Consider the following 23426-nt stretch of genomic DNA (forward strand, 5'->3'; position numbering starts at 1 on the left):
ACGAGTATGAAGAAATTTGTGATGGCCGGACTGGCCGGCACCGTGGCAGGGATAGTCGCAACAACACAGATCGCAGGCCCTCTGCTTGCGCAAGAGGCCGAGAACAAGGCAAGTGTTTACGAACAACTTGATCTGTTCGGTGACATTTTCGAACGTATTCGCGCCCAGTATGTCGAAGAGGTAGAAACCGACGAGCTGATCGAGGCTGCGATTGATGGGATGCTGACCTCGCTAGACCCACATTCCAGCTACCTGTCGCCTGATGATGCCGAGCAGATGCGCGTGCAGACACGTGGCGAGTTTGGCGGGCTCGGTATCGAAGTCACGCAGGAAGAAGGCTTTGTCAAAGTTGTATCGCCCATCGATGACACCCCAGCGGATGCTGCTGGTATCGAAGCGGGCGATTTCATCACTCATGTGGATGGCGAGAGCATTTTGGGGCTGACGCTGGATAAAGCCGTGGACCTGATGCGCGGCCCGGTGGGATCGGAAATCGTGATCACAGTCGTGCGTGAAGGCGAGCAGGAGCCATTCGACGTAACGATCGTTCGCGACACGATCAAGCTGACCGCAGTTCGTGCACGTACCGAAGGTACAAGTGTCGTGTTGCGTGTCACGACCTTCAATGACCAAACCTATCCGAACCTTAAGGAAGGACTGGAAGAACAGATTGAAGAGGCCGGGGGCATCGAAAACGTCAATGGGATCGTTCTGGATCTGCGTAACAATCCCGGCGGGTTGTTGACTCAGGCCATCAAGGTCTCTGACGCGTTCCTGGATGAGGGCGAAATCGTCTCGACCCGGGGTCGCAATCTCGAAGATGGTGAGCGATTCAACGCAACACCCGGTGATCTGACCGGAGGCAAGCCCATCGTTGTGCTGATCAACGGTGGTTCGGCCTCGGCGTCGGAAATTGTCGCGGGCGCCTTGCAGGATCACAATCGCGCCATCGTGGTTGGCACTAAGAGCTTCGGCAAGGGATCGGTGCAGACGGTCATGCCGCTTCGGGGTGACGGGGCTATGCGTCTGACAACCTCTCGCTACTACACGCCCTCGGGTCGTTCGATTCAGGCGCTTGGCGTCAGCCCGGACATCATCGTCGAACAACCACGCAACAACCCGGTTGACGAGGAAGAGGAAGATACAAACACCCGCACCCGGTCCGAGGCCGATCTGCGCGGCAGCCTGAATAATGACAGCCTCAGCGAGGACGAGATTCGCCAGATTGAAGAGGATCGCGCCAAAGCCGAAGCCACCGCAGAGCTGCGCGAAGAGGATTATCAACTGGCATATGCCATCGATATCCTCAAAGGCCTGTCCGCGTTCAATCCGACCGGGCCGTCACAATAAAGGGGAGGGGGGCCGCCATCAGCGGCCCTATTCTCGCACCCTGAAGTGTTACCCTTCGACCTTGTGCAGCTTTTTCTCATCCAGCATCAGCGCTAGGACGATTCCAGCAGCGACTGAGATCGTGGCGAATACAAAAGCCATATTCATTCCGGTATCAAAGGCCGCCGCAATGGCGGCCTGAACCTTTTCAGTTTCACCTGAATTCAACTTTTCAAGCACTGCTTTTGCCGAGTCTGTGTTCAGCGTTCCACCATTGATCGCTTTCTGATCAGCCTCGGACATGTTGATGCCTGACGCGGTCAATCGGGTTTTCAGGCTGGACAGGCTTGTCACATACATGACCGCCGTCGCACAGGCGACCGCGATTGCCCCATAGACCAGATGGGTCATGAAACTCAGGCCACCCACCAGTCCGGCGCGCTCCGGTTTGACCGCGCATACGGCGGCTGTCCCCGAAGGCCCGACCGTCAGCGTTGCGCCCAAACCAATCAGCGCCATTCCGGGCAGAATCTGAAAATATCCGGTCCCGGAAGGCATGATGACAACGCTTGCCGCCCCGACTGTGGCGCAAATATATCCCCAAAACAGCAGTCGCTTGGGCCCAAAATCGTTATACAGCGTACCCGAGACGATCGATCCGACCGCTAGCAACACCGTCAGCGGTGCCAAACCCAGCGCCGATTGGAACACAGACCATCCCAAGACTTTTTGCATATACTGCGGAAAATAAAGCAGCCCAACAAAAGCTGCCGAGACGTTGAACATATTCAGACCCAAGGTAATCAGAAACTCTCGGTTCTGCATCAACTGAGGCATTAGCAAGGGTTCCTTGACCCTCTTTTCGACTTTCGGAAACAGGAAGAACAAAACGGCGCTGACTAAAAACAGCAGCAAAAGCGGCAGCGAAGTCCAGCCCCAATCGGCACCAACATCCAAACCGTAAAGCAAGAGCAAAACTGCAAAAGACAGGATACCCATCCCGGCAAAGTCGATGTGTTCACCTTTCTTATGCTCGGTCTCACGCTCCATCAGCAGGATCGCAGTCGTCATCGAAATGCTGGAAAACACCACATTGGCGAGGAAAAACAACCGCCAATCACCCAGATTGACCACCGCGCCGCTAATCATCGGTCCAAAGACATTACCCGTGGTGACACCCGCCAGTATCAGCCCCATCACCAATGCGCGGTGTTCTTCTTTCGACACTTTGGTGGCTCCAAATGCCAATGTGCAGGGCCACACGCATCCCGCCCCGATCCCCTGCAAGGCGCGTGCGCCGATCAGGTAGTCCAAACCGGGTGAGACAAAGCATAAAGCCGACGCAAACAGAAAGATCGAAAGACCGATGATCATCATCTTGCGATGACCATACATGTCACCCAGGCGACCTCCGGCCACCATCGTCATTGCAAAGAACAGAGCGTAAATATTCAGAACCCACTGGGTGCTGGTGATGTCGGCGTCAAAGCTGTTTTCGATTGCCGGGACCAGCATCAGGGCACCGGTAAAATCGATCCCGATCCCGAAACCCGTCACCATCAGCGCGATGACCTTTATGATGCTGTTGCGATCCATAGGCCAATCCAATGATGCACGTATGGACCTGAAAAGATAGGGACAATCCTATCGGTACTGTGGTCAGGTTTCGCTTTGAGATGCCTGAGAGCGGCGGAACGCGCGCTTTAACATGTCCAACTCGGCGCGCAACAAAGCGACTTCGGCCCTCAGATCATCTGCGGCGGGTGAACCGGCGATGATGGTGAAATCCCCCAGCTTATGGCCTGTTGTTCCATCGTGAATCACGACAGTATGGACACCTTCCGACAGGGCGGCGGGCGGCACTGGGATGCGCAAGGCCCAGCCATCTTTTGCTGGTTCCAACTCCACATCAGTCAAAGTCTCACCAAGAAACAGCACCTTGATCTGAGGGGGGCTTTCGCTGGTCAAATGGCCTTCCCACAGGCCGTTTTCGAAGCGGATTGGTGTCAGGGTGGTATGAGACATTGAGTACCCTTTACAGATCGGCCCGGTGGTAACGGCAGAATGTCAGGTCACGAAACACCACACGGTTCATCGCGGGTTGATCAATGATCAGATCCAGCCAGAGTTTTTCAATTCGACGCTCATTCACGTTCAGATGGGCCAGATCAAAATCTACAGTCGCCGCAGGTGTTGAAAGATCAAGTTCGCGCAGAACCTGCTCGGTATTAGGGCCATGCTGAATGTTCAGGCGGGCGAAGACAACAGTAGAACGCTCGCACTCAACCAGAGTGTCGACCCGCATCAGATGCTGGCGGGACAGATTTATGGCGGCATCCGTGGGCAGATCAATGGAAAGCGACAGGAAAGATCCCTGAAAATCAAATACCTCAACGGCCAGACTGAAAGGCGCCAAATCCTTGTCTCGCCGATTTCGGATTTGCTGCAGCCCGATCTCGACCTGGCTGCAATCGTGAAACAGGATGACCTGCCCATCCATCCGCGCCTTGCGCGGGGCCGAGGCTATACCTTTGCGGATCAGTGGCGTCCGCCACAGGTCCGGTCGCCACGACCAATCCGTTCCCAGGGGTTTTGGAAACTGCGTCGCCCCAATCAAGGGTTGGATCAGGCGAGCATCAGCTTTTTGAATTGCTTGTTCAAGTTTGCCGCGCAACCGCCGGGCGTCATCACGTTGGCGGCGAAGCTCAGGCAGTGCGAGGTGGTCAGACTGCTGCGCGGCACGCTGCCAGCGCCCGAGAGCCTTTAGTTGAACATATCGATCCAGTAATCTGCCCATCGCCCCATCTTTCAAGACAGCCCCTCTTTAGTCAAAGTCGGGGCAGGGGACAAACCAGTCTTACTTGATTAGCGGATAAATCTTCCCGAATCCTAAATGTGATCTCCTATCCAGCTGGTTTCTGCGTCGCAAAGAGCCGCCATTCTTGCAATAGCTCGGGCCGAGGCTTACCGTCGGCGCTCGGGCAATCGGCATTTGTCCCGGATCATACAGGCTCATCATGAGGCAGGGGAATGGAACCCACCCTATTTTCATTCATATGGAAGCATTCGAAAAAACAGCAATTGGTCCTACTATTGCTGACCGTTCTGTCATTTCCGTTCCTTTACGCTTCGTTGGAGCTTCCTAAGCAGATCATCAACGACGCGATTGGTGCGCCCGCAGACACCGTGACAGTACTCGGTATCACCGTGACACAGGTGCAGTACCTGCTGATTCTGTGCTTTGCCTTTTTGGCAACTGTCATCGCCAGTGGCGTGATGAAAATGCGCATCAATACCATGAAAGGCATTCTCTCTGAACGGATGTTGCGTCGCCTTCGCTTTACCTTGATCAGCCGCTCGATGCGCTTTCCCAAATCCTATTTCGCCACCACCAGCCAGGGTGAACTGGTATCGATGATCACGTCCGAGGCCGAACCCATGGGCGGGTTGATGGGAGATGCCATCGCGCAGCCCGTTTTTCAGTTCGGCCAGATGATGACGATCGTCACGTTTCTTTTCATGCAAAGCGTGTGGTTTGGTCTGGCCAGTATTGCATTGATCCCTTTGCAGGCTTGGCTGATTCCCAAGTTGCAGCGTCAGATCAACCTTCTGAACAAGGATCGCATTCAGGAGGTCCGGCGGCTGAGCTCTGAGATTGGCGAAAGCGCTGCTGGTATCAGCGATCTGCGCACCAATGGCGGCTGGCGCTATCGTCTGGCGCAATTCAGCCATCGGCTAGGAACCTTGTTCGAGATCCGCTTTAAGATCTACAACAAGAAGTTCTTCATGAAGTTCCTCAACAATCTGATCACTCAGATGACACCCTTCCTATTCTATTCAGTAGGCGGCTATCTGGCGATCACGGGCGAGGTGACAGTGGGCGCATTAGTCGCCGCGTTGGGTGCATATAAAGACCTCAGCGGCCCTTGGAAGGATCTTCTGACCTACTACAACCAGGTACAGGACATGTCACTGCGCTGGGAAATTGTGACCGAACGGTTTGCCCCATCGAATATGATACCCGAACAGTTGTTTGAGGGCGTCCCCGAGGCAATCCCGCACCTGACCGGCGATATCGAGCTGCGCAACGTGACCGTTCGTGATGATGACGGCAAGACCATCCTTGAGGATATTGATCTTACCATTCCCCAAGGCGCTCGGGTTGCGATTCAGTCGAAACACGCTTCGGAACGCAGTGCGCTTGCGCAGTTGCTGACGCGCGAAGTGCTGCCGGTTCAAGGCGAGGTTCTGATGGCTGGCCACAACCTCAACAGCCTGCATCAGGCGGTGATTGCGGCGCGGATCGGCTATGCCTATTCACGCCCTTACCTGTTCGACGGAACATTGGGTGATAACCTGCTAATGCCGCTGCGCACGCATCCTCAACACGAAAGTGGTGCATTGCAGGCCCCCTCACGCCGCCAGATCGAAGCCGTGCGCGCCGGGAACCCACCCGATTCATTGTCCGATGAATGGATCGATCCAAGCCTCGCGGGTCTTGATGACATCGAGGATATTCGTGATTGGTGGTTCCAGCTTGTCGAAGCGATGGGCATTGATGAATTTATGTTCCGGCGCACTTTGCGCTCTCAGTTCGACCCGGAAGTACACCCGGTGCTGGCGAAAGAAATAGTCGATCTGCGAGATACCGTTGCTACACGCCTGCAAGAGCGCGGTTTGGACAAGTATGTCTATCGGTTCGATCCGGACCAGTTCAATCCCGCCGTGCCCTTGGGCGGGAACCTGCTGTTCGCTTCACCGACGCATGATATCGCACCGGACATTCTGGCGGGGGACCACCGGTTTCTGTCGTTGCTTACGGGCAATGGCCTTGATGATGACGCGCTCAGCATCGCTCAGGCCGTTCTGGAAACCCTAAACCAGACTTTCGGGCGAGATGGGGCCGATCACCCGTTGTTCTTGCGGCTTGGCATGTCAAAAGACATGTACCACCGTCTGCTCGATATCGAAGAGCGCCGCAAAACCAAGGGCGAAGAAGCCATCGGCGATCAGGAACGTGCGCTGCTGTTGACCGTCCCATTCATGCTGACCGCTGAACAAATCGGCCCGAGTTTCCCTGAGGAGTACAAGGACAAAATCCTTTCCATTCGTCACAGTCAGGCCGAACGGCTGCGGGGCGCTATGGGTGCGATGTTCGTGCCGGTGTCACCGGACGTCTACGTTCCCCGCCTGACAGCAATGGAAAACGCTCTGTATGGTCGGGTATCCATCATGGCTGGTGCCCATGCAGAAGAGATCGAAGATCTGGTCGCGGAGGTTCTGAACGAGGCCGGGCTGCGCCGAAGGGCCGCCGCGATCATCTACGACCTGCCGTCCGGGTTAGGTGGGAATAACCTTCCGACAGTGTTTCAGGAGCGTGCTGCCTTTTCTCGTGCTGGGATCAAACGCCCCGATATCCTGATACTCGACAAGGCACTGGCCAGCCACGACTCTGAAAGCCGCCTGCGGACCCGTCTGAAGCTGCGCGAGTTATTACCCGACTCGATCATGATTTTTATGGAGGATCATTTTGCCCATCCGGAAGCCTATGATTTGTTTGTTGAAATAAAGGACGGTCGGATCGATGGTGTCTCACGCGTGTCCACCGATGCCGAAGACACCGGGACGGACGACCTGAGCCGGAAACTCAAGATCATTTCTTCTACCGAGTTGTTTTCACGAGTCGATGGGCGCAACCAGCGTCTTCTGGCGTTTTCGGCCCAATGGTACGAGGTCGCGGCAGGTCAAACCATTTTCGCACGCGGCCAGGCTCCCGACGCGGCATATTTGTGTATTTCAGGTTCGGCGAGCCTGAATTGGCTGAATGAACACGGTGAAATGCGTTCGCTCTCGATAGTAGAACCCGGGCGCCTTATCGGCGATCTTGCGATTATCACCAATGAGCCGCGACAATTGGATTTGGTGGCCCTCACGGATTGCTCGTTCCTGCGGATCGGCGCGGAGGAATTGCGTGCTGTGATTGAAAGTGACGCGGGCGTTGCGATGAGGTTGCTTGAAACCGTGGCCGGATATTTGTCCACGGTGTCCGAGCGGTTGCGTGACCCCAACACTCCAATTGGGGATGACCTGCCTTCTGTAAATGCTGAGCAATCCGATGAGCACTAACGAAAGGCAGGGTGCCTATTCAAGTCATCAGCAGTTGCTAGGTGCCGCCCGCAGATATCCCGAGATATGGCGCTTGTTGGCTGGTCTTGCGCTAGTCTCAGTGGTTGTGGTCACGCTCAATGCAATCTTGTTCGCAATCGTTGCCAGTCTTGGCTCATCAGGGTCGGCGGTCACATTCTTGAATGGATCGTCGCCAACAGCGCTCCTTATTGTGCTCTCCAGCTTTATTTTTGTCACTATTGGCGTGGCGTTGGGGGCACGATTATTTCAGCACCGGTCACTTGCCTCGGTCCTGGGCGAACAATCCATCGCAATCTGGCAGTTTTGGCGCGTTGTTCGCGCATTGCTTCTGCTGGGTGCAGTCATATTCATACTCCCCCCCTATGACCTTGGTGCACCATTGGTGGCGAATCTCGCGTTAACCAAATGGCTTATGCTGCTTCCCTTATCCGCTGTTGCGGTGCTGATTCAGACCAGCGCCGAGGAAATCCTGTTCCGAGGCTATATGCAACAGGGCCTGGCCGCGCGGTTTCGGTCTCCGCTGATCTGGATGGGTCTGCCATCAATCTTGTTCGCAGCTGGCCACTACAGCCCCGCGACGGTCGGAGACAATGCGGTCTTGATTGCCATCTGGGCGCTGACATTTGGGCTTTTGACCGCCGATCTGACCGCGCGAGCGGGCACGCTGGGCCCCGCCATTGCGCTGCATTTTTTCAATAACATCGCGGCTCTGCTTGTCATTTCGCTTCCCGACAACCTTGGTGGCCTGGCCTTGTTCCATCTTCCTTATGAGGCATCGGACGCCGAAGCGTTGCGACCTTGGTTGCTAGTCGACTTTGCGCTGATGATCGTGGGGTGGCTCACCGCAAGATTGGTCCTTAGGCGCTGATTGCATTTCCCGGCATTGCGTCTTATTTGACTTCAACGCCGAATTATCAAGGTTCCGACATGAACTGGATCACAAACTACGTCCGCCCCCGGATCAATTCGATCTTCTCGCGCCGCGAAGTGCCCGAAAACCTTTGGCACAAGTGTGATGAGTGTGGAACCATGCTGTTCCACCGCGAATTGGCGGAAAACCAGAATGTCTGTACCCAGTGCGACCATCACATGGCAATCACGCCGCGCGATCGGTTCCAACATCTGTTTGATGGCGGTATTTTTTCCGAGGTTGATGTCCCGGCACCGAAAGACGATCCCCTGCAGTTTCGGGATCAGAAAAAATACCCTGACCGTATGAAGGCGGCCCAGAAAAAGACCGGCGAGAAAGAAGCGATGCTGGTCGCCGTTGGCGAAATCGGCCGTACCCCGATCGTGGCTGCCGCGCAGGATTTTTCGTTCATGGGCGGATCGATGGGCATGTATGTAGGCAATGCCATCATTGCTGCAGCACAGGAGGCTGTTAGGCTACAGCGGCCCCTGATCCTGTTTTCGGCAGCCGGCGGCGCACGGATGCAGGAAGGCATTCTGAGCCTGATGCAAATGCCGCGTACGACGGTCGCAGTGGAGATGCTCAAAGAAGCAAACCTGCCCTATATTGTTGTCCTGACCCACCCGACTACAGGCGGCGTTACAGCCTCGTACGCGATGCTGGGTGACGTTCATATTTCGGAACCCAATGCCCTGATCTGTTTCGCCGGACCCCGTGTGATCGAACAGACCATTCGTGAGAAACTGCCCGAAGGATTCCAGCGCGCTGAATATCTGCTGGATCACGGGATGCTCGACCGAGTGACCAAACGCACCGAGATGCGGGATGAGCTGATCACCATCACCCGAATGCTGATGAAGCAGCCCCCTGCGGTCAAAGGCGACCTTCCTGCGCCCGAGCCGGAAGAAGCCCCAACCGAGGCACCCACCGAGGACGCGGTCGAAAAATGACCTCCCCATCTTCGGATGCCATCCTAGACCGGATGATGGCGCTGCACCCCAAGATCATCGACCTGACCTTGGACAGGGTATGGCGTTTGCTGGCGGCACTAGACAATCCTCAGGTTAAGCTGCCTCCGGTCATTCATATCGCTGGAACCAATGGCAAGGGCTCGACCCAGGCCATGATCCGGGCGGGGCTTGAAGGGGCAGGGCATGCGGTCCATGCCTATACCTCACCTCATCTGGCCCGGTTTCACGAGCGAATCCGACTGGCAGGTGAGCTGATTTCCGAACCCGACCTTACCGCCGTGCTGGATGAGTGTTACGCCGCCAATGGCGGTGAGAACATCACCTATTTTGAAATCACCACCTGCGCCGCGCTGCTGGCATTTTCCCGCACCAAAGCTGACTATACGCTGCTCGAAGTCGGGCTGGGCGGGCGGCTGGACGCCACCAACGTGATCGAACGGCCCGAGTTGACGGTCATCACCCCCGTTTCGATCGACCATGAGCAGTTCCTGGGCGACACTTTGGGCAAGATCGCCGCTGAAAAAGCCGGAATCATCAAGCCGGGCGTTCCCTGCATCGTCGGCCCGCAGCAGGATGAGGCGCTGGAAGTCATCGAATATACCGCAGCCCGTCTGGGCGCTCCGCTAATGGTCCACGGGCAGCACTGGCATGTTCATACTGAGAACGGTCGCCTTATTTATCAGGACGAAACCGGTTTGCGCGATCTGCCTATGCCAAACCTACTGGGTGCTCATCAGATCAAAAATGCAGGCGCGGCTTTGGCTGCGTTGCGCCACCTGCAAATGGGCGATGATGCCTATGAGGCCGCTGTCGCCAAGGCCGAATGGCCCGCGCGCATGCAGCGGCTAAAAACCGGTCCTCTGGTCGAGCAGGCCCCTCAAGCTGAGTTGTGGTTGGATGGCGGTCACAACGCGGCTGCAGGCACTGCTTTGGCCGAGGTTTTAGCGTCACTACCAGAACGTCCCACGCATTTGATTTGTGGTATGCTGAATACCAAAGATGTCACCGGTTATCTCGCGCCATTGGCCCAAAGGGCAGACAGCCTGACGGCCGTATCGATCCCGGGTGAGCAGAATACACTGAGCGCGGCCGAAACCGCCGCCGCTGCTGCTAAGGTGAATCTGGCCGCCACAACAGCAGACAGCGTCACAGACGCGCTCGCCGCAATCACCGCTCAAACCCCTGATGCACGCATTCTGATCTGCGGGTCGCTTTATCTTGCGGGAAACATCCTTAGAGAAAACGCCTGATCCTCCGCCAGATGAAAAGATCCTGCGCCAGCGCAGCGCCCCCTATCTGCCCCAATTCTTGTCTTGCATCTCCCGCAGGCGCGAGGCCGTACGCTCAAACTCAAAAGTTCCTTCCCCTTCGACATAGAGCATCTCAGGCTCTGCGGCGGCGGAACAAATCAGCCGAACTTTCGCCTCATAAAGCGCATCGATCAGGGTGACGAAGCGCTTGGCCTCATTGAAATTATTGCGTGACAAACGCGGGATGTCTTCAAGAACCAGTACCTTCAGCGCTTCTGCGATGGCCAGGTAGTCTCCCGGACCCAACATTCGTCCGCAGAGGTCATAAAACGAGGCCCGTGCAACGCCGTTGCGAAAGGCGGGCAGGACAACTTCGCGACCCTTCACCTGAAGGGCCAGCTCTTCTGCCGGTCCACCCGACAGATCATTCCACACCTCACGAATCTTTTCCCGCGCTTCGGGCCCGATGGGGGTGAAGTAAACCGGCGAGCCTTCAAGTCGGTTCTGCCGGTAATCCGTGGGTGAAACCAACTCCCACACTTCCAGTTGCTCTTTGATATGCTGAATGAAAGGCAGAAAAAGCTGCCGGTTCAACCCATCCTTATATAGATCATCCGGATGTCTGTTCGAAGTCGTAACGATAACGACACCACCCTTGTAGAGCAGATCAAACAACCGCCCCACGATCATCGCGTCGGTGATATCGACGATCTGCATCTCATCAAAGGCCAGCACCCGCGCCGATTTGATGACTGCATCGGCCACAGGGACCAGAGCGTCCTCAACGCCGTCTTCACGCGCCTTGTGCAGACCGGAATGGATTTCCTGCATGAACGCATGAAAATGCACCCGTCGAACTGGGATTTCACCCAATGTCTCGACAAACATGTCCATCAACATCGACTTGCCGCGCCCAACACCTCCCCAAAGATACAAACCCTTGGGTGGCGGCGGCGCTTTGCGGAAAAATCCACGCTTAACCGGTTCGGCCAAGGCTGCTCGAATGCGCTCAAACCGGGGCAGCACAGCCTCTTGCGCGTCGTCCCGGGTCAGTGTCCTATCAGCAATAAGATCTTCATAGTGTGAAATTAGATCCGTCATGAGTTGAGCCATACCGATCGCTTCGTGGGTTGAAAAGAAACCTTTTTTCCAGACACATCAATTTTGCTGAACTGGCGTCACAAAACTCCTGAATTGACGCGCCGAGTTGTACCGCTAACGTCTGCTGGAACCAATCTTCGGAGCCTTAATGTCGCAATCCACCCGTTTGCTGAACCCGATCCTGATCGTCGGCTGCATCGTAATTACAGTCAGTTTTGCTGTACGCGCCTCTTTTGGTGTGTTCCAGATACCGATTGCGGATGAGTTCGGCTGGCTACGCAGCGATTTTTCGATGGCGATCGCCATACAAAACCTGGCTTGGGGGATCGGCCAGCCGATCTTTGGTGCCATAGCGGAAAAGATAGGTGATCGGCGCGCCATCGTTCTGGGCGCTCTGACCTATACGGCGGGAATGGTCCTGACGGCATGGTCCGTTACCCCGTTTGAACATCAGATGTATGCCTGGCTCGTGGGTTTCGGGATCGCTGGGACGGGGTTTGGCGTGGTCCTTGCGGTCGTAGGTCGTGCCTCATCGGATGCGAACCGCTCGATGTCATTGGCGATTGTCACCGCAGCGGGCAGTTTCGGGCAAGTCATTGGCGCACCCACAGCAGAGTGGTTGCTGACTTTCTTACCCTGGCAGCAAGTGTTTCTGATCTTTGCGGTGGCTATCCTTGCATTGATCCTGACATTGCCATTCATGCGCGCGCCTCAGCCCATCAGCAGGACGGAGTTAGAGGAGAGTATGGGGCAGATCCTGTCCAAGGCATTCCGCGACCCGTCTTATTCGCTGATTGCGATCGGCTTTTTCAGTTGTGGCTATCAACTGGGCTTTGTCACAGCCCATTTCCCCGCCTTCGTCACCGAGATGTGCGGCCCGATCCAACCTGGAGGCCTCTTACATTCGATGGGGATCACCACAACTTCAGCCTTGGGGGCGATTGCGATTTCGTTGATTGGGTTGGCCAATATCGGCGGAACCCTTTTGGCCGGATGGGCTGGAAATCACTTGCCGAAGAAGTACCTGCTCGCGGCGGTTTACACCGGCCGAACGCTTGCCGCAGGTGCCTTCATCGTGTTCCCAATCACGCCCTTGTCCGTGATCGCATTCTCGCTTGTGATGGGGTCGCTCTGGTTGGCGACCGTACCGCTAACATCTGGCCTTGTCGCACATCTCTACGGCCTGCGGTACATGGGCACGCTCTACGGGATCGTATTCCTGAGCCATCAGATCGGCAGTTTTCTGGGCATCTGGTTAGGCGGGCGCATGTACGACCAATTCGGTGATTACACCATGGTTTGGTGGATCGGCGTCGCTATCGGAGCGTTCAGCGCCATCATTCACCTGCCCATCCGCGAAAATCGCTCACCAACCGGCGTGACAGCCTGAGCTATGCGGCCTCTTCAGCGGTCAGCAGCCCCTCAGAAACCAATCGATCCGCCCAACCCTGCGGATCGATGAAGTGATGCGTTTGCCATCCGCGCGCCCTTGCTGTTTCGATATTCTCGATCCTGTCATCTGCAAACAAAAGCGCCGAGGGAGGGATGCCGCAATCGGCCTCAACCATTTCGTAAATTGGCATATGAGGTTTGACCGTCTTCATCCGACCCGAGACGTATTGACGATCAAACTCATTCAGAAACGGATAAACGGTAGTGGCATAGTCAAAATTCTGAACCCCAAAATTCGTCAGGGCAAAGACCGGGATCTTCTTGGTCCGCAACGCGCGCAGCAGTCGCGCTGAATGTGGGATCTCGGGCGCGGCCAGTTCGATCCAGTTGTCATGCCACATTCGGATTTCATCGCGCCATTCCGGGTACTTGTCCGCCCAATTGTAAATCGTATCCGTGAAATGATGGCCCTGATCTACCAGATCATTCATCCCATGCAGATCGACCTCGTCAAACATGGCGCGACGACGATCCTCGCCGATTATTCGATCATAATAGCGCTCGGGCTGCCACTCGATCAGCACATTTCCGATGTCAAATATGACGGCTTCAACGGCCATGACTTAATCCCATACCAGTTCAATCACCACCGACTGAACCAAGCGCAAGTCAGAGATGCAAGCGCCAACCGCCGCGCGGCACGCGCTGCCCAGCCCAACGGGAGGATACGCATCTTTGATGCGTCTCTGACCGGCGGGAGCACTACCTGCGAAGGGCAGCGCGTATCTCGCGCTCAAGCGCATCTAGAAAACGCGACCGGTCGGCTTTGCTAAATGGTTTTCCCCCGCCACCTGTCCCCAGCGGGTTCGCCGCGCGAAGGTCCGCCATCAGATCGCGCATTGCCAATTGCTGGCCGATATTGGCCGCGGTGAAAGCCTCACCACTGGGCCGAAGCACGCGTGCTTCGGCTTCAATACACTTGGCGGCCAGCGGTATATCAGAGGTAACGACAATATCGCCGGTGCCGCAGCGTTCGGCAATCCACTTATCCGCCTCATCTGCTCCCGAGGCGACGATCACTACCTGCACCAACGGGTTGGCGGAGGGGCGTAGCCCTCCGTTTGAGACCAGAACCATCGGCACCTTGTGCCGGGTTGCCACCCGTTCAGCCTCGGCCTTGACCGGGCAGGCATCCCCGTCGATGTAAAGCGTCGTCACGCCTCTTTGACCTTTGGGGCTGACTTCGCCTTTGGCGTCGATTTGCGCACCTTGAATTCGTCCGGAATGGGCATCCGGTTAAAGGCATCCAGCCCCGCGATTTTGTAAGCTTCGGCAAGGGTCGGATAGTTGAACGTGTTCTGCACGAAGTAGTCCACCGTGCCTTTCAGGTTCAGCACCGCCTGCGCAATATGGATCAGCTCGGTTGCCCCTTCGCCAACGATTTGCACACCTAGAACCCGCCGGGTCTTGAGCGAAAATAGCATTTTCAGCATGCCATGCTCCAACCCCATGATGTGCCCGCGTGAGGTTTCGCGGAAACGGGCCACGCCCACTTCGTAGGGAATACCACGCTCCTGCAGTTCTTCCTCGGACATCCCGCAGGTTGAGATTTCGGGGACCGAGTAGATCCCATACGGATACCAGGGGCTTTCCGGCAGGGTTGGAGTCTCCAGCGCATGACAGGCCGCGACCCGCCCTTGTTGCAACGAAGTTGAGGCCAACGACGGATGCCCGATGACGTCTCCGGTGGCATAGATATGCGGCGCCGAGGTCTGATAGGTCTTGCGGTCCACACTGATACGATCGCGATGATCCGTTTCAATGCCAACCGTATCCAGGTTCAGCGCCGAGGTTGCCCCCATCCGCCCGGCTGCAAACAGCAGCATCTCGGCCCGGACGTGCCGCCCATTGTCCAGCGTGATCTCAACATGGCTACTGGCGTCTTCTATTTTCTCGACGGCTGCACCCAACCGCAGATCGACGCCATTTTCACGGATCTGATGTGTGAAATCGTGGATCAGTGTCTTGTCGATGAAATCCAGAAACGTCTCGCGCGGTTCGATCAACGTCACCCGGACATCAAGCGCCGAGAACATGGTTGCATATTCAACGCCGATCACGCCCGCACCGATCACGCAGAGCGAACGCGGGATTTCCTCCATCTCAAGGAAATCATCCCCATCGACGACAGTTTTGCCATTGAAAGGCACGTAATCTGGCCGGTAGGTCTTGGTGCCGGTGGCGATCAGGAATTTAGCTGCTGTCAGACGCGTGGATTCGCCTGCATCCGTAGCCACCTCGATCTCGTGTGGCCCCGTGAACGTCGCCAACCCGTTCAGCGTTTCAACATGGTTGCGGTTGAACTGATGCTCCAGCACATCGACCTCGTGATCGAGTGTCATGTGCAGCCGTGCTTTCAGATCCTCTGCGCTGATCTGATCCTTGACCCGGTAAGAACGCCCGTAAAAACTGCGCTCGCGCCAGCCTGACAGGTTCAGCACCGTCTCTCGCAAGGTTTTCGATGGGATCGTGCCGGTATGTACCGAAACGCCACCAAAACGGTCTTTGCGGTCAATCACCAGCACCCGGCGTTGCAATTTGCCTGCCTGAATCGCCGCTGCCCGGCCTGAAGGGCCCGAGCCGATGATGATCAGGTCATAGTCATATTTGCTCATGCCTCAGTCCCCATACAGCGCTTCGGCGTGGAAGGTGATGTGATCCTCCATAAAGGTGGACACGAAATAGTAGGAATGGTCATAGCCGGGCTGCAGTCGGTAAGTGGCCTGCTGGCGACGCTCGGCAATTGCCTGCGCCAGTGCCTCCGGGCGCAACAGATCCATAAACTGATCGTTTGCACCGGTGTCGATCAGGATCGGTCCGTCAAAGCCTGTGCTTTTCATCATCGCCGACGCGTCATGCTTGGCCCATGCGGTCTCATCATCGCCCAGATACGCGCTGAGTTGCTTGCGGCCCCAATCCGCCCCCATGGGGTTCGAGATCGGCGAGAAGGCCGAAACAGAGCGGTAACGCCCGGGCAGGTTCATCGCCAGCGTCAATGCGCCATGCCCACCCATCGAATGTCCTGTGATGGCCTGACGATCAGGATCAATCGCAAAGTTCTTGGCCAGAAGGGCCGGCAACTCTTCGGCAACATAATCCCACATGTTGAAGTGAGGCGTCCAAGGGCCTTGCGTGGCATTGACATAGAACCCTGCACCTTGGCCAAGGTCATAGTCCTCGTGATCCGCCACACCTTCGCCGCGTGGCGAGGTATCGGGGAATACCAGAGCAATGCCTTGTTCGGCCGCCCAGCCCTGGGCACCCGCCTTCGTCATGGCATTTTCATGGGTGCAGGTCAGGCCCGACAGGTACCACAGAACAGGAACGGGGCCGTCCTTGGCTTCGGCTGGAAGAAACAGGCCAAATGTCATATCACATTTGCAGGCCGAGGAAGCATGGCGATAAACGCCCTGCACACCACCAAAACAGGCATTTTCCGAAAGGGTTTCCATCAAGCTGATCCTTACGTTGTTTCCGGGCCATGGCTACCGGTCTGCAGCGTCGGCGTAAAGTGCAGCCACCTCTGGAAAGCTCATTTTTCGAAAAGGTGAAGATCAGAATCCGCTGACCCATCCTATCGCCAGCGGGACGGTCAGAATGCTGGCGATGGTAGATAACAGGATGGCAGCAGATGCCCGTTGCGGGGCCACACCGTAGTGCGCGGCCAGCATGTAAACATTGCCTGCAACTGGTAAAGACGCCGCCGCGATTGCGACCATCGCAGGGAATGAGGCAACCGGGATCAGCCAAATCACCATAAGTGCCACGAAAAACGGATGCAGCACCAGTTTGCAAAAACTCAACCAGCCCGCGATCTGGATGCGCTCGGCCGATTTGTCTGCCAGCGACGCCCCGATGGCAAACAGCGCCCCCGGCGTAGCCGCACCGCCCAGAATTGTCAGAAAATCATTAAGCGGGGCTGGTACAGGCACCTCTAACGCAGACCAGAGCAATCCGGCGGAGATTGACAAGATCATGGGGTTTCTCAGCAGGCCAATCCCGATCAGGCGCATCGTCCCCAGGCTGAGCCGACCATCGCGGCCACCGTTGATCAGAATCACGATCAATGAGGAAAACACAACCAGATCAACTGTCAGCACCAACATCACTGGACCTATGGCAGCTTCGGAGAATAAAAGCGCAAGCATGGGCAGGCCCAGAAACCCAACATTGCCAATAGCAGCACATTGCGCCTCGACCGCGGCGGTGGGGATGTCCAGCCCTCGGAGATAAGCGATAGCCGTCGCCAGCGCATAGACGCCAGCAGTGCCGATCAGATACCCGAGAACCAGCCGACCGTTGAAAATTTCGGCAAAGGGCAGGGTGGCGGCAAACCGGAATAGCATAGCCGACAAAGCAAAGAAAAACACGAACTTGGTTAGATATGCTGTCGCCTCGGGAGGGAAAAACCGGCTGCGTCCGGCCCAGAACCCCAGGCCGATGATTGCGAAAAAGGGGAGAGTGCGCAGAAATATCTCGACCATGGCAACGTGTTAACATGGCTGGTCAGGCTCGCAAGGTTGACGCACGGTCGGCGGTACGATTGAAGCCGTAACGTTGTGCCAAAACCGCTATCGGAGTGAAAAGCGTTGAAACTGAACCGAACGGTTTATAGTGTTGCAGGATATCGCAATTCGGAGACATCATGACCCAAGCCGCCACCATCCTGCGTACAGGCCGTAAATTCGACCAGGTGTTACGTGGGGCCCGAGAGGTTTTCATGGCGGATGGGTTTGAAGGCGCAAGCGTCGATGACATCGCGCGTGCGGCGGGTGTTTCGAAGGCAACGCTATACAGCTATTTCCCCGACAAGCGACTGTTGTTCACCGAGGTTGCCCAGACCGAATGTCGCCTGATGTCTGAACGCATCCTTTCGATGATCGATGAGACCAAGCCAGCCCGCGAGGTGCTGACGATAGCAGCCACTCAGCTTACGGCTTTTCTCGTCTCGGACTTCGCGCAGCAAGTCTTTCGCATATGTGTGGCCGAGCGCGACCGATTCCCCGAGCTTGGTAAAGCGTTTTATGAAGCAGGGCCGAAGAACGGCCAACGCCAGATGGCCGAATATCTGACCAAGGCGGTTGGTAAAGGTGAGTTGGCGGTTGAAGACGTCAACATCGCGGCCGAGCAGTTTTCTGAACTGTGCAAAGTCCGACTATGGGGCCGCGCGGCGTTCGGTATCCAAAATCGATTTGACCAGAACGAGATAGACGAGATTGCATTACAGGCCGTCGACATGTTTATGGCGCGCTACGGCGTTTGAACTGCGTAAGTTCGCCAGCGATCAATCACATTGATGGTAAGAAGTCGTATTGGTGCGGGTGGAGGGACTTGAACCCCCACGCCTTGCGGCGCCAGAACCTAAATCTGGTGCGTCTACCAATTTCGCCACACCCGCAACCCGATGCCGAAGCACCGCGACGACGCGCTGAATAGCAAAGCTTTTGAATGAGTGCGAGAGGTAAAATCAAGCGAGAGGGCAGTTTATTATCGTCTCGCTGGAAACAATCTTTTGCCCAAGTAAGTTTAACCAGAACTCGCATGTGCCAAATGTTAAAGAACGTGCCTTGGACAGTGAGAATGCGGTTTGGCCAGTCTTTCCAGCACGAACAGTGCTCAGGTGCTGGTTTTGGTCGTAATTTCACCTGTGTGAAGGCCCGTTCTCTGGTCCTTCTTTTTGTTTCCATTTAGCGAACATTTATCGCAATTTTTCTCTTTATCTTAAACTCGCATACGTTGAGTCGCTGAAAGATTACTTTGTGTGGGGCACATTTCAAAAAAGTGTAACTTGAGGTGAGTGGTTTCGTATCGAATTTCAATCAGAGGTTCCTTCGATCACAGAAATAGAAATTATTTTTATATATTTCAAAAACGTAAGAAGCAGCGTGTAAATCCTTGACGCCACGGAATCTCGGACTTTTTAACAAGCAATCAAAGCCATAAAAACTTGGGCAACTCGTCAACGTCGTGGCTTACTCTCTCATAGGTTGAGGTATTTCTATGAGACGCCATCATAATTGTGCCACATTTCAAACGCCAAAATATCCTATTCGCGTCAAAATAACACCGCGGTAATCGTAATTGATTGGGCGCAGGAGTTAATGAGTCTTTTTGCCTTCTGGCACCGTGCGAGTTTCTGCTCAACTCCAGAACAAGGGTCTCTGTCGTGACCAACCAGATCAAATCCGTTGCTTCCGAGCAAGACGCTGTCAGCCTTGCGCGTGAAAGCTTTATTGGCGAACTGAAAACCCTGAACCGTCAGCACCCTGGCACAGGATTCGGCGTCGCTCTCCGTACGCATTCGGGCAATCGCTACTTGCTGGCTAATGCCCGCATGCCGCTGCCTGCCAACAAAACAGATGATTTTCCGACCGGACGCCGTGTGGCTTGTTTGGAAAATGGTGAAGGCTTCAGTTCAATCGAAGTTCTGGCTGATTCTTTCGCATATGAATCGATTTCACCGCGAACCGAGGCCGCAATCCTCGGCAACGCGCTGGATCTGATCGCACGAATCGACACGCTTGCAAGCCTGCCTGACGGGGCAGGGAACCACATCGCTGCAACTGGTACCGGAGGCTGACCATGGCGCGTAACGACCACCTTCTGTCTGTCGGAAACGAGTCCCTGTCTGAGATGACAGAGGCAATGACCTCGTTGACGACACAGATCGACCAACTGACAGAGGTGGCGGATGCACGGTCTTCCGCACGGCTGGCTGCGCTCAAGACCAAAATGGAGAATTTTACCGCCAGTGTCACGATGGTGGGGCAGGTGAAGGCCGGCAAATCCTCGATCGTGAACATATTGGCCGGGCGGCCAAATCTTTTGCCTTCGGATGTGAACCCGTGGACCTCGGTGGTTACAACGCTGAACATCAACACCCGCACAGAAGGCGACACCCGTTCCAAATTCACATTCTTCGAGCAGGAAGAATGGGACAATCTGATGGTTGGCGGCGGTCGTCTGGGCGAGTTGGCCAATCGAGCCGGTGCCGATGATGAGATGGACGATATTCGCCGTCAAATCGGCGAGATGAAGGCCAAATCAGAAGAGCGGCTTGGGAAGCACTTTGACCTGATTCTCGGTCAGAGCCACCAGTATGATTATTTCGACGATGAACTGATTCAGCGATATGTCTGCCTCGGGGATGAGGATGACCCGGATATCGACCCCAAGACGGGCCGTTTCGCCGATGTGACTAAATCGGCCGAGTTGTTCATGGATATCCCGCAATATCCGATCTCGCTCAAGCTCTGCGATACCCCAGGTGTGAACGATACCTTTATGGTACGCGAACAAATCACCCTACGCAGCCTGCGTGGATCAGAGGTGTGTGTTGTTGTTTTGGCTGCCAGCCAGGCGCTGACCACGATGGACATGGCGCTAATGCGGATCATCGCACAGTTCGAGAACCGCCAGATCATCCTGTTCGTGAACCGCATCGATGAATTGTCAGACCCGGTCAATCAAGTGCCTGAGATACGTGATCGTATTCAAGACACACTGAAACAGAACAACATAGACGCCAACACCAGCGTTGTTTTTGGCAGCGCTCTGTGGGCCGAGGCTGCGCTGACCGGAAACCCGGACATTCTAACTGAGGAATCGCGCGAGGCGTTGAACACCTTTTACCTGGCGGCTGGATTTGGCGATCAGGCTGCATCGCTGGATAAGATCTGGGCGCTATCAGGATTGCCTGATCTGCTGCTCGCCATGAATGAGCGTATCGCTGAGGGTGCAGGAACGCGTCTTTTGGATCGCGTTCGCCATCGGGCGCGCAACATCGCCAGCCAGATCCGGGCTACTGCAGTGGCCAAGACGCTGTCTAACTCTGACGGTATCGTTCGGGATCTGGACGGTGCGTCGCCCGAAGAAGCGATCGCAAAGGTTTCGGCTGAGTACGAAAAGAAAGCCTCGGAACTGACAACCAAGCTGCGCGACAAGGTATTAGAGCGACTTGCGTCTGCAGAAGCAAATTTTGTCAAACGTGCGACGGATTCTCTGATCTCACATCTGGAACAGAATGGTGAGCAGGGTACATGGCAATATGATCCGGCAGGTCTGCGCACCTTGCAGAAGGCGGCATATTTCAGCTTTGCCCGATCCATGCGTAAGGATGCCGGTGCTCTGTATTCGGCTGCTGCGGCGGACGTGGAGGCTCTGTATCAAAAGCTGCTGGGCAACCACTTGGGTGAATTCAACATTGAAGCTCCGATCGTGCCTCGTGTACCCCCGCCATTAGGGATTGGCCGCACAATCGCACTGGACCTGCAGAGCACATGGTGGCGACGTTGGTGGCAACGCCGCAAAGGGTTCGAAGCCTATGCCGCAGATTATACGCGACTGATCGCGTCCGAGGCGAACTCGATCACCAAAGACATCGAGGAAAACCAGATCGCCGCCGTACTAGAGAACGTGCGGGCCACGTTGACCGACTTTATTGCCGAACAGAAGGACACGCTGCTCAGTATCTCGCAATCGCCTGAAAGGGCTGCGGCCCAGATGGCCGAGCAGAAGCCGCAGAAATCACGTGACGATATTCTGGGCGATATCCTGAAAGACCTTAGTAACGAAGCAGCATAAGAAGAGTTATGGTAAAAGAATCACAAACCCGCTTCGTCTCTCCCAAGGCTTGGAACCGCATCGAGCAGTGGTCCCGCCGCAAACCTGTGTTTGCGCTCATGGGGGAATTCAGTGCAGGCAAATCGACGTTGATGAATTTCCTGCTGCGCAAACAGGCACTGCCGACGCAGGTCACAGCGACGCAACTGCCGCCGATCTGGTTCAGCTGGGGCAATCGACCCGCCTATATCAAACGCCATGATGGTAGTACGCAGAATATCGAATTGGATCAGCTTGAACAGGTTGGTGTCAACGACGCCCAGTTCATTCGCATCTTCCTTGAAGCCGATATTCTTGAGGCGGTCGACCTGATCGACACACCCGGCATTTCGGACCCGAAGATTTCGACGGATGTCTGGCAACGCGCAGTTGGCCAGGCCAATGGTGTGTTGTGGTGCACGCACTCGACCCAAGCTTGGCGGGAGACTGAACGTGCCACTTGGGTTTCGCTGCCAGAACGTCTGCAGCACAAGTCGCTGTTGTTGGTGACGCGCGCAGATGCTTTGAATCAGAAAGACCGTCAAAAGGTCTTACGCCGTGTAAATCGGGAAGCGGGTCATTTGTTCAATCGCACGATCCTGTTCTCGGCCCGTGATGCCATCATGGCCCGTGACAAAACCGGCGACGCCGAGCTGTGGTCACGCAGCGGCGGCGGCAAGATGGTCGACAGTTTCCTTGAGATCACTGAGCAGATCATGGACAGCCGTGCGGATATGCTGTCGCGCTATCAAATTGACAAATCCCTGTCAGACGCGCCCAAAGTTCAGCCATCGCGGCCCGAGAAAACCTCTGGCGATGCGCCGCTGAAACTTGTCACGCCGATGGAGGATGACACTGCCGATAGTGATGTGGTTACAAGTTTCCCGGTACGCCCTGCCCGCGTGGAACGCCGCACCGAGGAGTCCGGACAGGCGCGGATTGATGCAGAAGAAGCCGAGCGGATGCGCGCGGAAATGGCTACCGAAGCGGAGCCTGCTGATGAAGACTTACGTGCCTTGTTCTCTGACAAGACGGAAGATCCGCTGGATCTGAACCTCTTGGCAAACCCCATCACCGACGTGGATGAGTTTGATTTCATGGATGACGATGATGAGGAAGAGCAGGAAGATGCCGAACTGATCGTCTTGGGTGAAGAAGAGGACGAAGCGGAAGCAGTCGAAGCTGCGGACACCGAACAAGAGCCGTCGGAAGACGCCAAAGAATCATCAGATATCGAAGTATCGGTTTCGTCGATTACGGCCCTGTTGGCGGAACAGTCGGAAAACTCGGCAGACGAATATGAACCGGAGCCCGAATCGAATGCGCTGGCTCCAAACCGCGTCGTATCAATGGTGGGTGAGGCTGCTGCCGAAGAGATTGAAGATGCAGCCGATGACAAGGCAGATGATTTGGGCGATCGCCTCATAGAAACGCCACTCAGTGCTGCAGCAATGTGGGGTGAAATCGTGGCGCGTGAGAACCTGCCTGACGATGCAAATGGCCTGAAAAGCGCCTTTGCAGCATTCTTGTCCGAGTTTGACCAGATTGCGTTGGAACATGACGCTAAGCGGAATCAAGACATACCGCGCGCCGTTTCTGAGGCTCGCAAGAACGGCGGAGCGGAGTGGCATGCGATTTAGATTAAACCCGAAGGTGGGCATCTGA

At 55.7% G+C, this 23426-nt stretch carries 19 protein-coding genes and 1 tRNA gene; 10 read left to right on the forward strand and 10 right to left on the reverse strand.

The genetic code is table 11. From position 1 onward, the window contains the following. Positions 1-6 precede the first annotated feature (6 nt). Positions 7-1350, forward strand: a complete 1344-nt coding sequence (locus ACR0AU_RS07460; protein ID WP_170393963.1) for a S41 family peptidase — start codon at positions 7-9, stop codon at positions 1348-1350. A gap of 48 nt (positions 1351-1398) precedes the next feature. Here the strand turns inward: ACR0AU_RS07460 and ACR0AU_RS07465 are convergent, their stop codons facing one another. The 3 genes from ACR0AU_RS07465 to ACR0AU_RS07475 form a co-directional block, all read right to left on the reverse strand. Beyond that, positions 1399-2925 carry an MFS transporter gene (locus ACR0AU_RS07465; RefSeq protein WP_480795489.1) on the reverse strand — a complete coding sequence of 509 codons (1527 nt, stop codon included), beginning with the start codon at positions 2923-2925 and terminating at the stop codon, positions 1399-1401. Positions 2926-2988: 63 nt separating this feature from the next. Further along, the gene (locus ACR0AU_RS07470; RefSeq protein WP_170732686.1) at positions 2989-3354 is read right to left on the reverse strand and encodes a hypothetical protein; all 366 of its coding nucleotides are present in this window, start codon (positions 3352-3354) and stop codon (positions 2989-2991) included. A 10-nt stretch (positions 3355-3364) separates the two neighbouring features. Continuing rightward, positions 3365-4126 (reverse strand): DUF6478 family protein, encoded by a 762-nt coding sequence (locus ACR0AU_RS07475; RefSeq protein WP_170511855.1) that lies wholly within the window; start codon positions 4124-4126, stop codon positions 3365-3367. A gap of 233 nt (positions 4127-4359) precedes the next feature. Here ACR0AU_RS07475 and ACR0AU_RS07480 point away from each other — a divergent pair, with 233 nt between their 5' ends. Genes ACR0AU_RS07480 through ACR0AU_RS07495 form a run of 4 tightly spaced genes read left to right on the forward strand, consistent with a single transcriptional unit; the run spans position 4360 to position 10607 of the window. Further along, on the forward strand, positions 4360-7455 hold the full coding sequence (locus ACR0AU_RS07480; RefSeq protein WP_170732687.1) for an ABC transporter transmembrane domain-containing protein: 3096 nt from the start codon (positions 4360-4362) through the stop codon (positions 7453-7455). Next, complete coding sequence (locus ACR0AU_RS07485; protein ID WP_170646892.1) at positions 7445-8344, forward strand: type II CAAX endopeptidase family protein; 900 nt, start codon at positions 7445-7447, stop codon at positions 8342-8344. Before ACR0AU_RS07480 ends, ACR0AU_RS07485 begins: the two co-directional genes overlap by 11 nt. 59 nt (positions 8345-8403) lie before the next feature. After that, positions 8404-9336 carry an acetyl-CoA carboxylase, carboxyltransferase subunit beta gene (gene accD, locus ACR0AU_RS07490; protein ID WP_170393952.1) on the forward strand — a complete coding sequence of 311 codons (933 nt, stop codon included), beginning with the start codon at positions 8404-8406 and terminating at the stop codon, positions 9334-9336. Beyond that, the gene (locus ACR0AU_RS07495; protein ID WP_480795490.1) at positions 9333-10607 is read left to right on the forward strand and encodes a bifunctional folylpolyglutamate synthase/dihydrofolate synthase; all 1275 of its coding nucleotides are present in this window, start codon (positions 9333-9335) and stop codon (positions 10605-10607) included. The genes accD and ACR0AU_RS07495 overlap by 4 nt, the downstream gene beginning before the upstream one ends. A 42-nt stretch (positions 10608-10649) precedes the next feature. Here ACR0AU_RS07495 and zapE read toward each other — a convergent pair whose 3' ends face one another. Beyond that, positions 10650-11708, reverse strand: coding sequence for a cell division protein ZapE (gene zapE, locus ACR0AU_RS07500; protein ID WP_480795491.1), 1059 nt, complete (start codon positions 11706-11708; stop codon positions 10650-10652). Positions 11709-11856: 148 nt separating this feature from the next. Between zapE and ACR0AU_RS07505 the strand changes: the two genes are divergently transcribed. Next, positions 11857-13098, forward strand: a complete 1242-nt coding sequence (locus tag ACR0AU_RS07505) for an MFS transporter (RefSeq protein WP_480795492.1) — start codon at positions 11857-11859, stop codon at positions 13096-13098. Position 13099: 1 nt separating this feature from the next. Here the strand turns inward: ACR0AU_RS07505 and ACR0AU_RS07510 are convergent, their stop codons facing one another. The 5 genes from ACR0AU_RS07510 to ACR0AU_RS07530 all read right to left on the reverse strand — a co-directional run bounded on the left by ACR0AU_RS07510 (position 13100) and on the right by ACR0AU_RS07530 (position 17644). Continuing rightward, the gene (locus tag ACR0AU_RS07510; protein WP_170596569.1) at positions 13100-13720 is read right to left on the reverse strand and encodes an HAD family hydrolase; all 621 of its coding nucleotides are present in this window, start codon (positions 13718-13720) and stop codon (positions 13100-13102) included. 142 nt (positions 13721-13862) lie between these two features. Then, a complete protein-coding gene (locus ACR0AU_RS07515) occupies positions 13863-14318 on the reverse strand; it encodes a YaiI/YqxD family protein (protein ID WP_170511868.1) in 456 nt (151 codons plus the stop codon). Further along, on the reverse strand, positions 14315-15775 hold the full coding sequence (gene sthA / locus ACR0AU_RS07520; protein ID WP_170407278.1) for a Si-specific NAD(P)(+) transhydrogenase: 1461 nt from the start codon (positions 15773-15775) through the stop codon (positions 14315-14317). The genes ACR0AU_RS07515 and sthA overlap by 4 nt, the downstream gene beginning before the upstream one ends. A 3-nt stretch (positions 15776-15778) precedes the next feature. Continuing rightward, positions 15779-16612: an S-formylglutathione hydrolase gene (gene fghA, locus ACR0AU_RS07525; protein WP_170422726.1), complete on the reverse strand. Its 834-nt coding sequence runs from the start codon at positions 16610-16612 to the stop codon at positions 15779-15781. Positions 16613-16714: 102 nt separating this feature from the next. Continuing rightward, on the reverse strand, positions 16715-17644 hold the full coding sequence (locus ACR0AU_RS07530; RefSeq protein ID WP_170732692.1) for an AEC family transporter: 930 nt from the start codon (positions 17642-17644) through the stop codon (positions 16715-16717). A gap of 161 nt (positions 17645-17805) precedes the next feature. Here ACR0AU_RS07530 and ACR0AU_RS07535 point away from each other — a divergent pair, with 161 nt between their 5' ends. After that, on the forward strand, positions 17806-18423 hold the full coding sequence (locus tag ACR0AU_RS07535; RefSeq protein WP_170732693.1) for a TetR/AcrR family transcriptional regulator: 618 nt from the start codon (positions 17806-17808) through the stop codon (positions 18421-18423). Between the two features lie 50 nt (positions 18424-18473). Here the strand turns inward: ACR0AU_RS07535 and ACR0AU_RS07540 are convergent. Further along, a tRNA-Leu gene (locus tag ACR0AU_RS07540) sits at positions 18474-18558 on the reverse strand. A gap of 768 nt (positions 18559-19326) precedes the next feature. Here ACR0AU_RS07540 and ACR0AU_RS07545 point away from each other — a divergent pair. The 3 genes from ACR0AU_RS07545 to ACR0AU_RS07555 are packed head-to-tail and all read left to right on the forward strand — an operon-like array spanning position 19327 to position 23401. Continuing rightward, complete coding sequence (locus ACR0AU_RS07545) at positions 19327-19740, forward strand: hypothetical protein (RefSeq protein ID WP_170393931.1); 414 nt, start codon at positions 19327-19329, stop codon at positions 19738-19740. 2 nt (positions 19741-19742) lie between these two features. Continuing rightward, complete coding sequence (locus tag ACR0AU_RS07550) at positions 19743-21743, forward strand: dynamin family protein (RefSeq protein ID WP_170393929.1); 2001 nt, start codon at positions 19743-19745, stop codon at positions 21741-21743. Between the two features lie 8 nt (positions 21744-21751). Then, positions 21752-23401, forward strand: coding sequence for a dynamin family protein (locus ACR0AU_RS07555; RefSeq protein ID WP_480795493.1), 1650 nt, complete (start codon positions 21752-21754; stop codon positions 23399-23401). Positions 23402-23426: the final 25 nt, after the last annotated feature.

It is taken from the genome of Ruegeria sp. CG1 (genome assembly GCF_056537265.1).